The organism is Pseudoalteromonas sp. MBR-15 (assembly GCF_053628915.1).
Map to the genome: position 1 here is coordinate 302,182 of NZ_JBRJHH010000002.1, position 15,073 is coordinate 317,254.

Annotated in this window: 15 protein-coding genes; 11 read left to right on the plus strand and 4 right to left on the minus strand. The window is 41.0% G+C overall.

Annotated features, from left to right (window positions below; all coding sequences use genetic code 11):
* Window positions 1-17 precede the first annotated feature (17 nt).
* Entirely contained in the window at window positions 18-2,720 is a 2,703-nt protein-coding gene (locus ACSSVW_RS04410) for a TonB-dependent receptor (RefSeq protein WP_182394975.1), read from the minus strand.
* A 576-nt stretch (window positions 2,721-3,296) separates the two neighbouring features.
* Complete coding sequence (locus tag ACSSVW_RS04415; RefSeq protein WP_454178921.1) at window positions 3,297-3,575, minus strand: hypothetical protein; 279 nt, start codon at window positions 3,573-3,575, stop codon at window positions 3,297-3,299.
* 487 nt (window positions 3,576-4,062) lie between these two features.
* Between ACSSVW_RS04415 and ccoN the strand changes: the two genes are divergently transcribed.
* The 11 genes from ccoN (at window position 4,063) to ttcA (ending at window position 13,991) form a co-directional block, all read left to right on the plus strand.
* Window positions 4,063-5,496, plus strand: coding sequence for a cytochrome-c oxidase, cbb3-type subunit I (ccoN, locus tag ACSSVW_RS04420; protein WP_036967883.1), 1,434 nt, complete (start codon window positions 4,063-4,065; stop codon window positions 5,494-5,496).
* Between the two features lie 12 nt (window positions 5,497-5,508).
* Window positions 5,509-6,183 carry a cytochrome-c oxidase, cbb3-type subunit II gene (gene ccoO, locus ACSSVW_RS04425; protein WP_036967880.1) on the plus strand — a complete coding sequence of 225 codons (675 nt, stop codon included), beginning with the start codon at window positions 5,509-5,511 and terminating at the stop codon, window positions 6,181-6,183.
* A 5-nt stretch (window positions 6,184-6,188) separates the two neighbouring features.
* Window positions 6,189-6,374, plus strand: a complete 186-nt coding sequence (locus tag ACSSVW_RS04430) for a cbb3-type cytochrome oxidase subunit 3 (protein WP_010373992.1) — start codon at window positions 6,189-6,191, stop codon at window positions 6,372-6,374.
* On the plus strand, window positions 6,371-7,336 hold the full coding sequence (ccoP, locus tag ACSSVW_RS04435) for a cytochrome-c oxidase, cbb3-type subunit III (protein WP_036967877.1): 966 nt from the start codon (window positions 6,371-6,373) through the stop codon (window positions 7,334-7,336). The genes ACSSVW_RS04430 and ccoP overlap by 4 nt, the downstream gene beginning before the upstream one ends.
* A 150-nt stretch (window positions 7,337-7,486) precedes the next feature.
* Window positions 7,487-7,978, plus strand: a complete 492-nt coding sequence (locus tag ACSSVW_RS04440) for a FixH family protein (RefSeq protein ID WP_036967874.1) — start codon at window positions 7,487-7,489, stop codon at window positions 7,976-7,978.
* A gap of 9 nt (window positions 7,979-7,987) precedes the next feature.
* Window positions 7,988-10,363 (plus strand): heavy metal translocating P-type ATPase, encoded by a 2,376-nt coding sequence (locus tag ACSSVW_RS04445; RefSeq protein ID WP_196857235.1) that lies wholly within the window; start codon window positions 7,988-7,990, stop codon window positions 10,361-10,363.
* Window positions 10,360-10,527, plus strand: coding sequence for a cbb3-type cytochrome oxidase assembly protein CcoS (gene ccoS / locus ACSSVW_RS04450; protein ID WP_036967866.1), 168 nt, complete (start codon window positions 10,360-10,362; stop codon window positions 10,525-10,527). Before ACSSVW_RS04445 ends, ccoS begins: the two co-directional genes overlap by 4 nt.
* Window positions 10,520-11,191 (plus strand): sulfite exporter TauE/SafE family protein, encoded by a 672-nt coding sequence (locus ACSSVW_RS04455; protein WP_036967863.1) that lies wholly within the window; start codon window positions 10,520-10,522, stop codon window positions 11,189-11,191. Before ccoS ends, ACSSVW_RS04455 begins: the two co-directional genes overlap by 8 nt.
* A gap of 38 nt (window positions 11,192-11,229) precedes the next feature.
* Complete coding sequence (locus ACSSVW_RS04460; protein ID WP_036967860.1) at window positions 11,230-11,964, plus strand: FNR family transcription factor; 735 nt, start codon at window positions 11,230-11,232, stop codon at window positions 11,962-11,964.
* A 102-nt stretch (window positions 11,965-12,066) separates the two neighbouring features.
* Entirely contained in the window at window positions 12,067-12,990 is a 924-nt protein-coding gene (uspE, locus tag ACSSVW_RS04465; protein WP_036967857.1) for a universal stress protein UspE, read from the plus strand.
* Between the two features lie 95 nt (window positions 12,991-13,085).
* The gene (gene ttcA, locus ACSSVW_RS04470) at window positions 13,086-13,991 is read left to right on the plus strand and encodes a tRNA 2-thiocytidine(32) synthetase TtcA (protein WP_065978506.1); all 906 of its coding nucleotides are present in this window, start codon (window positions 13,086-13,088) and stop codon (window positions 13,989-13,991) included.
* A gap of 74 nt (window positions 13,992-14,065) precedes the next feature.
* On the opposite strand, the gene ACSSVW_RS04475 is transcribed toward ttcA, so the two are convergent.
* Window positions 14,066-14,641 carry an NAD(P)H-dependent oxidoreductase gene (locus tag ACSSVW_RS04475; RefSeq protein WP_182394983.1) on the minus strand — a complete coding sequence of 192 codons (576 nt, stop codon included), beginning with the start codon at window positions 14,639-14,641 and terminating at the stop codon, window positions 14,066-14,068.
* Window positions 14,642-14,756: 115 nt separating this feature from the next.
* Window positions 14,757-15,047: a MerR family transcriptional regulator gene (locus tag ACSSVW_RS04480; RefSeq protein WP_454178922.1), complete on the minus strand. Its 291-nt coding sequence runs from the start codon at window positions 15,045-15,047 to the stop codon at window positions 14,757-14,759.
* Window positions 15,048-15,073 lie beyond the last annotated feature (26 nt).

The window sequence follows — 15,073 nt, forward strand, 5'->3', positions numbered from 1 at the left end:
AATCATTTCAAACTAGATTAGAACTTAACGTTCACACCAGCGTGGAAACGACGACCTAGTACATCGTATGTGTACGGGTCAGTGTTTGAGTCATTGTTACCTGTGTAGTAAGGTGGCTCTTTATCGAACAAGTTATTAACACCTGCAGATAGAGTCACTGTATCAGATAGTAAGTATGAACCACTGATGTCATGATAAACAACTGATGGTGTTGTAGGTGCTAAACAGCTTGATGGATCACTTTTACATAGGTAGCTATCCATTCCTGCGATATAACGTGCCTTGTATGTTGCATCCCAGCTTTCGCCACGTGCTGATAATGTAAAGTTAGACTTGATATCAGCGTAGCCACCAGAACCAGAAGTGATAAGACCCGCGTAATCAGTCGTATCATCAAGTACTGTTACAACGTACTCGTCTAGGTAAGTAGTATCTAGACCCGCTTTCCAGTTAAGACCTGCAGCTTCAAAGCTGTAAGTTAGGTTTAAGTCGATACCAGAAGTCTTCTCAGAACCAATGTTTTGTAATTGGTTGTTGAATTTAACACGACCCGTGCTATCCATGCTGATATTCGCTGATTGACATAGCACTGTATTAGCATTGTCAGACGTTGCTAAACACTGATCAACAATGTATTGCTCATTAACTGACGCAATCGCATTCTCAATTTCAATTTTGTAGTAATCAAGTGTCATGCTGAAGCCTTCAAACCACTCTGGCTCGTACACGATACCAGCAGTGAACGTATCAGCTTCTTCTGGAGTAAGTAGAGAGTTACCACCAACAGTTACTTCAGCTTGGTCCTGAGCACCTGGGAAAGTGATCTGTTCAAACGATGGTGAGTTACCTGAGTAAAGCTCTGATACAGTTGGTGCACGGAACGCAGTTGACACAACGCTTCGTAGCATTAATTCATCGTTTGCTTTCCATGTTAAACCTAGTTTCCATGTTTCATCTGAACCGAATGTGCTGTAATCAAACGCACGGATTGCTGCGCTTAGTTCAACATTTTGTGCAAATGGTGCATCAGCTAGTAGTGGTAATGCAAATTCAATATATGCTTCATTTACATCAAAACCGCCTGCTGTCGGCTCAACCATAGGGTCATTTGCAAGACCTTGTGCTGTTAGAGAGTCTGGTGTGTACCATGCTTTCTCTTGACGGCGCTCAACACCTGCAGCGAATGCTGCATAACCTGCTGGCATTTCAAACATTTCACCAGATACTGATGCTGCTAGGATGAATAATTGGCTACCACCATTGTTTACTTCTGTGTAAACATTTTTACGGAAATCTTCAGATACCCATGCTGCTTGGTCTAATGGGTTAAAAGTACCCGCAGTGATTTGATCTTGGATAGCACCCATGTTGTGAAGGTTGCTTAGCTTATCTACAGAGTCGTTACGACCGAAGTTAGCAGATACATCCCATGAGTAGTCGCCTACAAAACCTTGTGCACCAACAACAGCACGAACTGTATCTACAGACTGTTCGAAGAAACGAGCACCGGTGTCAGACATACGACGACCGTAAGAGATCTTGTCGCCATATTTGTAGTTCATTTCTTGAGTCACGTAGCTGCCATCAGCATTTTTATCTAAGTAACCGTCACCATCTAGATCAACACGTTGATCATAGCTTTGGCTAAGAAGTGAATTACCCATGTTTTCAGTGTATTCAAAGTCAAACCATACTGGCTGTGGTGCCATTTGTTGCTCTGACCAACGCTTCGTGTAAGTGAACTCAGTGAATAGAGATGTATCATCTGATAATTCATAAGTCGCTAAACCAGTCAGGTTTAAACGCTCCATTGGCGTATAAAGGTAGCTTGCTGGTGAGTAGTTATATGCATCAGCATTGCCATAACGGTGATATTCACCACCACGGCCCGTTACACCGCTGTCGTCGATAAGAGATACTGGTGTATCTTCACCTTTAGCATTAACCGTTAGACCTTTCTCACCGTTACCATTCCAGATGTGACCACCTTCGTTGTAAGATGAACCAGTACAGTATAGACCATTGCTGCCTTCAGCTAGTGGACACTCAGAGAAGCTACGGTCAGCTTGAGATGCTTTACCACGGTCAGTGTACTGCATACCGATTACGATATTACCTTTATCGAATGATGTACCAACAGTGAAGTCAACTGAGTTTTCTGTTGCATCGCCTTCGCCAGTGATCGCAGTATTTGCGTTCATGTCTAGGCCTTCAAAATCATCTTTAAGAATGATGTTAACAACACCTGCTACCGCATCAGTACCATAAACAGCAGAAGCACCATCTTTAAGCACTTCAACTGATTTGATCATTGATACAGGAATTGTGTTTAAGTCAACAGTAGAAGCTGCACCAGTACCCGATGCAATCATACGGCGACCGTTAACAAGAACCAATGTACGGCTGCTACCTAGACCACGTAAATCGATACGTGCATTACCACCAGAACCATTGTTGATACCTGGGTTAGTCATCGCACCGCCAGTGGCAGTCATTTTTTGTAGTACGCTATCGATGCTTGTTGCACCCATCGCTTTAATATCGTCTGCGCCGATAATTGTTACTGGGCTTGCGTTTTCCATGTCAGAACGCTTAATGCGAGAACCCGTAACTTGAATTTTTTCAATAGACTCTGCTGCATTATCAGCAGCTAATACTTGCATGCTTGAGAACATTGGGATTGCTGAAACAACAGCTAAACCAAGAATTGATTTTTTCATGTGAAACCCTACTTGTTGGAAATTTACCTTTAGTTAGGTAGCGCTCGTTATTATTAGAATCACGAGTCAGCGGAGGGCAACTTAGGCGCAGTTAACTGAACGAAAACTGAATGTTAGATTAAATAAAAAACACTCCAAAAATTACGTACCCATTTAAGGTAATAAGGTTTCACTATGTATCAATGTTAATAATAAAAAACCAATACAAAACAAACAGGTACAAAATGTTTAAAACAAAAAAAACACGATTGAAATCAATTGCACACACTTTGTAATCAAGTGTAACTGTGATGGATATTTGTCTTTAAATGAAAATTTTACAAGTTGATCACACAACGTTATAAAAACCGTAATAGGTCAATATGTCTGCTAACCATAGTTATTCACAAAAAATAACTAAATTGGCAAAGTTAGCTTTTAAACAAGGTATTAGAGGATGGTTTTTGTATTTTGTTCACACGGATTAAATTTCCATGCAAAAAAGCAGTGAGAGCGTGTTATTCAAGATAAGTGGCAAACGTAAAAAGCTATTACCTATTATAAGGCAATGAGGAGGCTGTTAATGCTCAACCTTATTTACACAGCATGGCGAGAGTCAAAGTAATAAAAAACACTCTGTTGACGGTTTTGCGCATCGGTAAAAACGACTGTCATTTTCCAAGTCATCACAGGTTCGGAGCACACTCCTACCATCGTCTGGGCCGACCAATAACTGCCTTTTTGGGTAAACTGTAAAGGGATATACCCCATATACATCGTAACCCCTTCTAGTTTTGCCGAAACGTTATACGCATTTGGAGGTAATTTAAGGTTGATTGAAAAGGGAGTTTCTGGGCTGATGGCTGAATTAGACAACCAAATTTCCACATCGTTTGCAAACTGACAATGTGTATTTTTTTCGCACGTTGCACTTGTCTGTGGCTCATCTATACTTTGCCTGTCACAAGCAACTATGAAAACACTCAAAAACAAAATGTAGATGGTTATTGTAGTTCGCACTCAACTTACCTGTATAAAATAAAAGCGGATACTAGTCCGCTCGTCTATGAAAAACAACTAGGCTAAGTAGAATAAGTTAATAAAAATACAATGACTGACAAAAAATAACCAACAAAGCGGGAAAATTTGATTGATGTCATAATTTTATGCAATTGACCTATCTTTTTAAGGTCAAAAATTTTATCATTTCCATCGCAAAATAAGGGTTTCTCGAGTTTGTTTTCTGAAGCTATCATCTACAGCTAGCTTTGGGTAACACGCTTGTGAAGTAATAGTAGGCCCCACTTATTACTAAGTGGGTAATTCATTTCTAAAACGCATTAATTGCAGCGGAAGCCAGAAAATGAGCCAAACAGTAGCATCACAAACTGAGTACAATTATAAAGTTGTACGCCAATTCGCTATTATGACAGTGATTTGGGGCATCGTTGGCATGAGTGTTGGGGTTCTGATTGCTGCCCAATTAGCTTGGCCAGCACTTAACTTTGATACACCATGGTTAACTTACTCTCGACTACGTCCGTTACATACGAACGCAGTAATTTTCGCATTTGGTACAAGTGCACTTTTTGCGACGTCTTATTACGTCGTACAACGTACGTGTCAAACGCGTCTTTTCTCAGATAAACTAGCGGCCTTTACCTTTTGGGGTTGGCAACTTGTTATCGTACTTGCCGCGATTACCTTACCGTTAGGTATCACGAGCTCAAAAGAATACGCAGAACTTGAATGGCCAATTGATATTCTTATCGCGGTGGTTTGGGTAACCTACGCCGTTGTATTCTTTGGTACGCTAATCAAACGTAAAGTATCGCACATTTATGTTGCAAACTGGTTCTATGCTGGTTTCATTATTACTGTTGCCGTATTACACATTGTAAACAGCATGGCAATTCCAGTGTCACTGACTAAATCATACTCTATTTATGCGGGTGCAGTAGATGCGATGGTTCAGTGGTGGTACGGTCATAACGCTGTTGGCTTCTTATTAACTGCTGGTTTCTTAGGTATGATGTACTACTTCGTACCAAAACAAGCGGGTCGCCCTGTATACTCTTACCGTCTATCGGTTGTTCACTTCTGGGCGCTTGTTTCTTTATACATCTGGGCAGGTCCTCACCACCTTCACTACACTGCGCTTCCAGACTGGACGCAAAGCTTAGGTATGGTTATGTCAGTTATCTTATTCGTCCCATCATGGGGTGGTATGATTAACGGTATCATGACGTTATCAGGTGCATGGCACAAACTTCGTACTGACCCAGTACTTCGCTTCTTAGTTGTTTCACTGTCTTTCTACGGTATGTCTACGTTTGAAGGTCCAATGATGGCTATTAAGTCTGTTAATGCACTTTCACATTACACAGACTGGACAGTAGGTCACGTTCACTCAGGTGCGCTAGGTTGGGTTGCGATGATTTCAATCGGTGCAATTTATCACTTAATCCCTGCACTATTCTCTCAGGGTCGTATGTACAGTGTTAAACTGGTTAATACACACTTCTGGTTACACACTGTAGGGGTTGTTCTATATATCGTAGCAATGTGGATTTCAGGTGTAATGCAAGGTCTTATGTGGCGTGCAGTAAACTCAGACGGTACGTTAATGTACAGCTTTGTACAATCACTAGAAGCATCGTATCCGTTCTACATCATGCGTTTCCTTGGCGGTGTATTCATCGTAACGGGCATGCTAATTATGGCTTACAACGTTTACCGTACAATTGCTGCGAAGAAAGATTCGCTTCAATTAGACGCTGACGCACAATTAGCATAACGGAGTAGGATGATGAGCAATAATAATTCACAAAACAAACATGAAATAGTCGAAAAAAATGTTGGCCTTATGGCTATCTTGACTGTCTTTGCGATCAGCTTCGGTGCACTTGTAGAAATTACACCGTTGATGTTCCAAGATGATACGACTAAGCCTGTTGATGGCCTGCGCCCTCTTACAGCTTTAGAAATGGAAGGTCGTGATATTTATGTACGTGAAGGTTGTTACAACTGTCACTCACAAATGATTCGCCCTTTCCGTGACGAGGTTGAGCGTTATGGTCACTACTCTGTTGCTGGTGAATCAGTATGGGATCACCCATTCCAATGGGGTTCTAAACGTACTGGTCCAGACCTAGCACGTGTTGGTGAGCGTTACTCAGACGATTGGCATCATGCGCATTTAATGGACCCACGTGCTGTGGTTCCAGAATCAAATATGCCAGCGTTTCCTTGGTTAGACGAAAACAGAGTCGATACGACCCATACTCTTAAAAAGCTTCAAATATTCCGTGATAGCTTCGGAATTGATAAAGCAAGCACCCGTTACGACGGTAAAGGTTATGGAAGCGATGAAGAGTTACAAGCTGACATTGCGAAAATTGAAGCCATGAACAATGGTGAAGGCGCAACTGAGATGCAAGCTCTAATTGCTTACTTACAACAGCTTGGCACACACTTGAAGTAATTATTATGGATTACGGAACATACAGAGGCATTTTAACTCTGGTAATTTTAGTACTGTTTATTGTGATTGTTGTATGGGCATATAGCAAGCGTAGCAAACGTCGTTTTGATGACGCAGCTAATGCCATATTTGAAGATGAAAAAAAACACAACAACACAATCTCTAACGAGGAAAAGGAGTCTGAGAAATGACTAGCTTTTGGAGTATATGGGTTATTGTATTAACCCTTGCGTGTCTTGCTATCATCTTCGGCCTACTTCTGTGGAACTTAAAAAACTACACAGGTGTTAAAGAAGGCGAAAGCTGTGGTCACGAATTTGATGGCATTGAAGAGCTGAATAACCCACTACCAAAATGGTGGACTTACATGTTCTTTGCAACATTCGTTTGGTCAGTTTATTACTTAGCGGCTTACCCGGGTTTAGGTAACTGGGAAGGTTTAGGTAAATGGACAAGTTCAAACCAAGGTATTACGTCTTTAGAAGAGTCTAAAAAGGCTACTGAAGAAGCGTTAGCCAATGGTGAGAATGTTCAGTTAGACCAAGAGTTTATTGCAGCAGATGAGCGTTTTGGCCCAATCTTTGAGTCGTTCGCGAAACAAGACATTGAATCACTTGTAAAAGATGAAAAAGCGCTTGAGATTGGTCAACGTTTATTCTCTCAAAACTGTGCTCAATGCCATGGTTCAGATGCGCGTGGTGGTCAAGGCTTCCCTAACCTAACGGATAACGATTGGTTATACGGTGGTTCACCAGACAAAATTAAAGAAACGCTTCTTTACGGCCGTGTTGCAGCAATGCCACCTTGGGGTGATGCACTTGGCGAGCAAGGCATTAAAGAAATGACTGCTCACGTACTGAGCCTTTCGGGTCGTACAGTTAACCAAAAAGACGCTGAAGCTGGTGCAGCTAAATTTGCAATGTGTGCTGCGTGTCACGGTGCTGACGGCAAAGGTTCGGTTGCTCACAACTTACCGTTTGGTGCGCCTAACCTAACCGACAATATCTGGTTATACGGTGGTTCTAAACGTGCTGTTGAAGAAACACTGAGAAATGGTCGTGCAGGTGTGATGCCAGCATGGAAAGACATTCTTGGTGAAGACAAAGTACACCTTTTAACAGCGTACGTTTACAGTCTGTCACAAGAAAAATAACCGCGCGGTTAATAAAATGTATATACAATTAATCTTTTAATTCAATAGATTAATTAAGATCAAAAAAGCCTCCATCTGGAGGCTTTTTTTTAGTCTTTTGCTTTTAGATCCGATAAAATGCGTACAACGTTTTTTGAGGTAATAAATACTATGAATCCCACTCCTTGGTATAAAAATTTCTGGCCATGGTTTTTAATCTCTTTTCCACTTGCCGCTATCATCGGTTGTGCGGGTCTTATTTATATGGCAATAGGCAACGGACCTGACATGGTTGTTGATGATTATTATAAAAAAGGAAAAGCAATCAATTTAGAACTTAGTAAATTTAATAAAGCCAAAGCGCTTTATTTACATGGTGATTTAAACGTTGCTGATGACAAAGTCACGTTTGTTTTCACTAAAGGTGATGCCAGTAATGTTCATTCTTTAAAAATGTCATTTTATCATCGCACCATTAAAGCTAACGACTTTGATGTAAGCTTGATGAAAAATGCTCATGGTGACTTTACAGCCCTGCTCGATGCTCATGTTGATGGTGCGTATACCGTATTTATTGAACCTGTCGATAACAGTTGGAAACTAAAAGAAGATATTATTCTTCCAACAGCTAAAACAATTTCGATTAGCCCTGAATATAAGTAGTTAACGCTCATGTCTGATAATTGCTTTCATTGTCTTGAAAGTGTGCCAAAAGGCTTTAATGCAACTGTCGTAATAGATGGGAAGGCACAGCCTATGTGTTGTATTGGCTGCCAAACAGTGGCCGAGAATATCGTTGCCCAAGGCATGACCGATTACTATAAGTTTAGAACTGTTCGCTCTGGGAAAGTTGAACAACTTGTTCCAGAGCAATTAGAGCTTATAAAAAGTTACGATAACGAAGATATTCAAGATGAGTTTATTGCCACCTCCCATGAGTTATCTGAGGTTTTACTCACCGTTGAAGGGATTACCTGTGCCGCCTGTGCTTGGCTTATTGAAAAGCAGCTACTTAATTTGTCAGCCATCAGACGCGTAGATGTAAACACCTCAACAAATCGTGCCATGATCCAGTGGGATAAATCAGTCACCCCACTGAGTAAAATAATTACTGCATTACATGAAATAGGTTACAAAGCCTACCCCTTTCAAGCCGACTTAGAAGCCAGCCAAAAGCAACAAGCTGCAAAGGCCTATATTCGCCGCTTAGGTGTCGCCGGCCTGATGACTATGCAGGTAATGATGTTTGCTTTTGCAATGTACTTTGGCATGTTTTCTGGCATGGAAGAAAATTTTGAACAATACTTTCGCTGGATAAGCCTCGTACTTGCTTCGCCGGTTATTCTTTACAGTGCATTACCCTTCTTAACGAATGCAATTAATGGATTAAGAGCAAAACAGCTGAATATGGACTTACCCGTCTCTTTGGCTATTTTTGGCGCGTATGGCGCAAGTTGTTATGCAACCATAATGTCGGTTGGCGAAGTGTATTTTGAATCAATCTGTATGTTTACCTTTCTATTATTGTTGGGTAAGTATTTAGAGTTCAGAGCACGATTAAAAGCCAGCGAATTCACAGCAAACCTACAAAAACTACTCCCGCTTACCGCACGCATTATTGATAACACCCATCAAGAATCAATCATTGCCGCTAAAAAGCTCAAACTGGGCGACGTGGTGCTTATAAAAGCTGGTGAAACAATCCCTGCTGACGGGATAGTTATTAAAGGTAAAACAACGGTCGATGAAGCGATGATGACAGGCGAGCATCAACCCGTTAATAAATTTGTTAATCATCAAGTATTTGCTGGCACCATTAACCACGATGGCGTGATCAGCATTGAGATTAATAAAATTGGCCAAAACACCCTTATTAATCAAATTATAAAATTGCAACATACAGCTCTAACTAAGCGTCCACGACTTGTTGAGATAACGGATAAAGTGGCACAATGGTTTGTCGCATGCTTATTGCTTTTTGCCTCAATCACCGCTATTGGCTGGTATCAAGTTGATCCTGAACATGCATTTTGGATCACCATTTCTGTATTGGTTGCAACCTGCCCGTGTGCGCTCAGCTTAGCGATTCCTACGGCACTCACTTGCGCCGTGGCAAGCTTAACTAAACGCGGTATATTAATAAAACAAGCCCACGTCTTAGAGACACTCCCTCAACTAAGTGATATCGCCTTTGATAAAACAGGCACACTCACACAAGGTCGTTTTACAATTGAGCGCATTGAGTTAATAGATAATACGTACTCAGAAGCTGAAGCATTAACTCTTGCTGCTCAGCTAGAGAGCTTTTCCGAGCACCCGATTGCCAATGCCTTTGCAGGGTTTAACAATAGCGTCAATCCATTCGAAAATGTCACTATTGAACCAGGCAAAGGTATCACTGCTAACCTTAATAATGAGCACTTTGCGATTGGTAAAAGTGGCTGGTTTGAAACCGATAAAGCAGACGCCCAAGCCACTTTATATGTAAACAAACAGATTGTTGCACGCTTCTACCTATCGGATAGTTTGCGTAATAATGCCGATAAACTCATTAAAAACCTTCATGCGCAACACATAAAGTGCCATATGTTAACTGGGGATGCCTCAAACAGTGGGGAGCGATTGGCTAAACAACTAAATCTCGACACTGTTCACGCTGGCTGCAGCCCACAAGATAAGCAAACGCATGTTGATGCCCTTGCAAGTAAAGGCGCTGTGGTTGCTATGGTTGGAGACGGCGTTAATGACAGCCCAGTTTTTGCAAGTGCACACTTATCAATTGCGATGGAAACTGGGGCAGATATTTCCAAAAACAGTGCCGATGTGGTATTACTCAATAGTGATTTAAGCGCCATTGAGCATCTGCTTAGCGTCTCGAAAAAAACGCGCAGAATTGTGAAACAAAACTTGGCGTTATCACTTATTTACAATGGTTCGATTTTACCTTTAGCAGCATTGGGGCTCGTTGCGCCTTGGATGGCTGTTATTGGCATGTCTGCAAGCTCCATTTTGGTTATTACCAACTCATTAAGGTTATTAAAACTATGAGTATCATTTACATGTTAATCCCGATTGCGATTTTGTTTGTAATAATCGCTATTGGTGTATTTTTTTGGGCTGTAAAAAGTGAACAATTCTCAGATTTAAATAAACAGGGCCACAGTATCCTGTTTGAAGATGACAAAGAGCAGCACAACAAAAGTAATGATTGATCCCCTTTTCATTAGTGCATTTGTTATGGGGTTACTTGGCAGTGGCCATTGCTTAGCGATGTGTGGTGGCATTGCAAGTAGCTTACAGCTTGCCGCCGACAAAAATCGTGCTGTGAGCTTTTCTGTTGCCTACAATGTAGGGCGCGCGCTGAGTTATATGTTAGCGGGTGCTTTAGTCGCGGGTATCAGCAGTCGCTTTGCAGCACAGAACACCAGTATCGCCCTCGCTTTATCATTTTTGAGTGGCATTTTTATGCTACTTGTGGGCATCTATATTATGCGTTTGGCTGCCACATTACAGTGGTTAGAAAAACTTGGGAAAACGCTCGTGTGGCAGCATTTAGCAAAATTAAATCGCTATTTATTGCCGGTTAATACAACCCCTAAAGCCCTGCTTTATGGTGCGCTTTGGGGTTGGCTGCCGTGTGGATTAGTCTACTCTGCACTGACATGGGCCCTGACGAGCCCTTCTGCGCTTCATGGTGCAGGGGTTATGCTATTTTTTGCCCTAGGCACATTTCCAGCGATGGTCAGTGTTGGCCTCGCAAGTCAAAAAATAAACGTTTTTTTAAACCATGTTTGGACTAGGGTTATTCTAGGAAGCGTAATAATATGGTACGGTGTATACTTATTAATTATAGCAACTGACAGGCTCGTTCATTAACCTTACGAGTTGTTAACTTATTAGAATGGATTTGATGTATGGACTTTTCACAAAACAAGTCAAAAGGCTTATGCACTATTAGCTGTAATAATTGCAGTATTAGTCAGCTGTGTTTACCATTTTCGCTTAATGGCCAAGAAATGGATCGTCTTGATGAGATTATCGAGCGTAAAAAGCCTCTTCACAAAGGCGACTTTTTATTTGAGTCGGGTGAAAAGCTAAATGCAATTTATGCAGTTCGCTCAGGTTCATTTAAGTCTTATACGCTTTCGGAGCAAGGTGATGAGCAAATCACAGGCTTTCATTTAGCCGGTGATCTCGTTGGCTTTGATGCAATCAATAAAATGTCTCATCAAAGTTTTTCGCAAGCGCTTGAAACATCAATGGTATGCGAAATTCCATTCGATACATTAGATGAATTGGCAGGTAAACTACCAAAGTTACGCCAACAAATTATGCGCTTGATGAGTAACGAAATTAATTACGACCAAGAAATGTTGTTACTGCTTAATAAGAAATCAGCAGAAGAGCGTTTAGCCAGCTTTATTTACAACCTTGCAGAACGATTTGGTGAGCGTGGTTTTTCGCGTAAAGAGTTCCGTCTTACAATGACTCGTGGCGAAATAGGTAATTATCTTGGTTTAACCGTCGAGACAATTAGCCGCTTGCTAAGCCGCTTTCAAAAAGCCGACATTATCAAAGTTGAAGGTAAATTTATTACCATTTTAGATCAACAGGCGCTTGCTTCAACAGCCGCGATTAAATGTAAATAGAGTTTGATATAGCGCAACTTTCTATTGCTTGCCCCTTTAACTGCTCAGAATTTAGGTTACACTCAAGGTATACCTTTTTGCAGAACAGTTAAGGAGCAGCATATGGACGCAATAAAACGAATTTTAGCAGTAATAGATCCCACCAAGGAACAGCAGCATAGTTTAAGCCGCTCAATTGACCTAGCCAAAAAGTCAGGCGCAACCATCACTGCTTTTCTTAGTATTTATGACTTCTCCTACGAAATGACCACAATGCTTTCTTCTGATGAGCGTGAAGCCATGCGCGAAGCTGTCATCAAAGACCGTCAAGTCTGGTTAAATGAACAAATCGCCCTTTACCCTGAATTATCAATTGATAGTTGTGTTGTTTGGCACAATCGCCCTTACGAAGCCATTATTAATACGGTGATCAATGACGGTTATGATCTTGTGGTTAAAGGCACACATCAGCATGACACCCTTAAATCAGTGATTTTTACACCGACAGATTGGCACCTCATTCGTAAGTGCCCTGCACCGGTGTTATTAGTTAAAGAAAAAGAGTGGCCTGCACATGGCAACATACTCGCAGCAGTGAATGCAGTCAGTGAAAATGAGCAACACCTTGCGCTGAACAAACGTATTATCAATGATGCACGCTTTATTTGTGACCTTGCTAATGCGCAGCTTAATTTAGTGAATGCCTACCCTGCTACACCGGTAAATATTGCTATCGAAATTCCTGAGTTTAACCCGGGTGTATACAACGAATCGGTTAAAAAGCATCATTTTGAATCAACCTTAGAACTAGCAAAAAGTTTTCAAATTGATGAAGCACAATGCCACATTGAAGAAGGCCTTCCTGAAGATGTGATCCCTGATGTTGCTGCAAAACTTAACAGCGAGCTTGTGGTTATTGGCACTGTAGGCCGCACCGGTTTAAGTGCTGCATTGGTTGGTAATACAGCTGAGCATGTAATTGATAGCCTAGATTGCGACGTATTGGCTCTAAAACCAGATGGCTACGTGAGCCCTTTAGCAAAATAATTCTCATCGTTGCGGGAAACAAATAATTGTTGTTTACCCGCGCTTCAAATATAATACGCCCCTTTATTTTACCCATGTATTTATAAGGGGGCGTAGTGTCTCACTCAGCAGAAGCTAAAGCGCAATATAACTTTAATAAGTTACAAAAACGCTTACGTCGATTAACCGGCCAAGCCGTTATGGACTTTAATATGATCGAAGATGGCGATCGTATCATGGTCTGTTTATCAGGCGGCAAAGACAGCTACACCCTATTAGATACATTACAGCATCTACAACGTGTCGCACCGGTTAAGTTTGATTTGTTCGCGATTAACTTAGACCAAAAGCAACCAGGGTTTCCTGAGCACGTTTTACCCGAATACTTAGATAAACTCGGTATTGAATACAAAATAGTTGAAGAAGACACCTACAGCATTGTTACCGATATTATTCCTGAAGGTAAAACAACCTGTTCACTGTGCTCACGCCTTCGTCGCGGTATTTTATACCGTACAGCGAAAGAAATGGGCGCGACTAAAATTGCCCTTGGTCACCACCGCGATGACATGATAGAGACGTTGTTCTTAAATATGTTCTACGGCGGTAAATTAAAAAGTATGCCCGCTAAATTAATGAGCGATAACGGCGAGCATATGGTGATTCGCCCACTGGCATATTGTAAAGAAGTCGATATCGAAAAATACGCAGAGCGTATGGAATTCCCTATTATTCCATGTAACTTATGTGGCTCTCAGGAAAACTTGCAGCGTAAACACACAAAAGCCATGCTTGCTGAGTGGAATAAACAGCATCCAGGTCGTATTGAAAGCATTTTCACGGCAATGCAAAACGTCGTGCCGTCGCACTTAGCTGATAAAGACTTATTCAATTTTAAAGACCTGCAAACAGGTGATGTAATTGATGGTGGCGATATCGCCCTTGATAAGCCAGATATCCCAAAACAGCCTGCGCTTGATGACGAACACATTAGTGACGTTGTGACAATTAACCTAAGCTAATGGTTTAAAAACACATTTAACTAATTATTAGGAGAGCAAAGAAGCTCTCCTTTTTATTTTTGGTAAAGAATTATCTAACTAACTTTAGCTCCTAATCGAGCTGCTTTCTCAAGCCAGACTTTTCTTTTATTGCTACTGGAATTTATAACAGGCCCAAAGTATGTAGTGGTTTTATTTTTAATGCCAGAAAAGTCCAAAATACAATGTTTAAAATTCTTATAGATAACATTCCCTTGAATGTATTTATACCAAAAAGCAGGGGTATCTAACGTTATTAATAACTCTGATGTACGTCCTTTTAATAACTTTTTCGGTATTGATTTACCTTCGACATATTTAAACGAAAACCCCGGTAAAAAAACTCTATCAATCGCCCCTTTAAACTTAGCAGGCATGGTTCCCCACCAAACAGGACTAACAATCACAATATGCTCAGACCACAGAATCTTCTCTTGGAGATCTGCTAAACAAGGCTCTAAATCAATCACTTTGTCATAGCCTTCGGCTAAGTTCATTTCGAAATTCAAGTCACCGATATTAACGTGCTTAACGTCATGTTTTTTTATGGCAACTGCTGCATACTGTTCCGCTAAAGATTTACACAGGCTGGTTAGTTTGGGGTTAGCATTGATTACTAATATTCTTTTCATACACTGACATATCCATTTAGAGTGAGGACACAGTGTAAACTCTCACCTAAGGGTAAGAGTCAAGCTCTTGAATACACTTATCAATTGAAATTCGGTAATTTTTAATGCGCTCTCTTTAAACTTCAAGCTCCTTTATCTTTTCTTCGACTGCAGCTTGCTTTTGAATAAGGCAATGGCTGACAGCCTGCCAATCAAAATCCTCGTTTTCTCCCTTCAAAGCAACCATATCTGACAGTGCAACTCCCAGAGTTTGAGCCTCTTTTATTAATTTGATTAAATAAATATTCTCTTGATTATAAACTCGATACTTTCCAACCCTAGAAACAGTCAGTAATCCCACTGATTCATAGAGCCTTATTGCTCTTTGTGTTGCCCCAGACAGTTTAGATGCCTCATTGAGATACATTCGAACGTCCTTATCCACCAAATCAA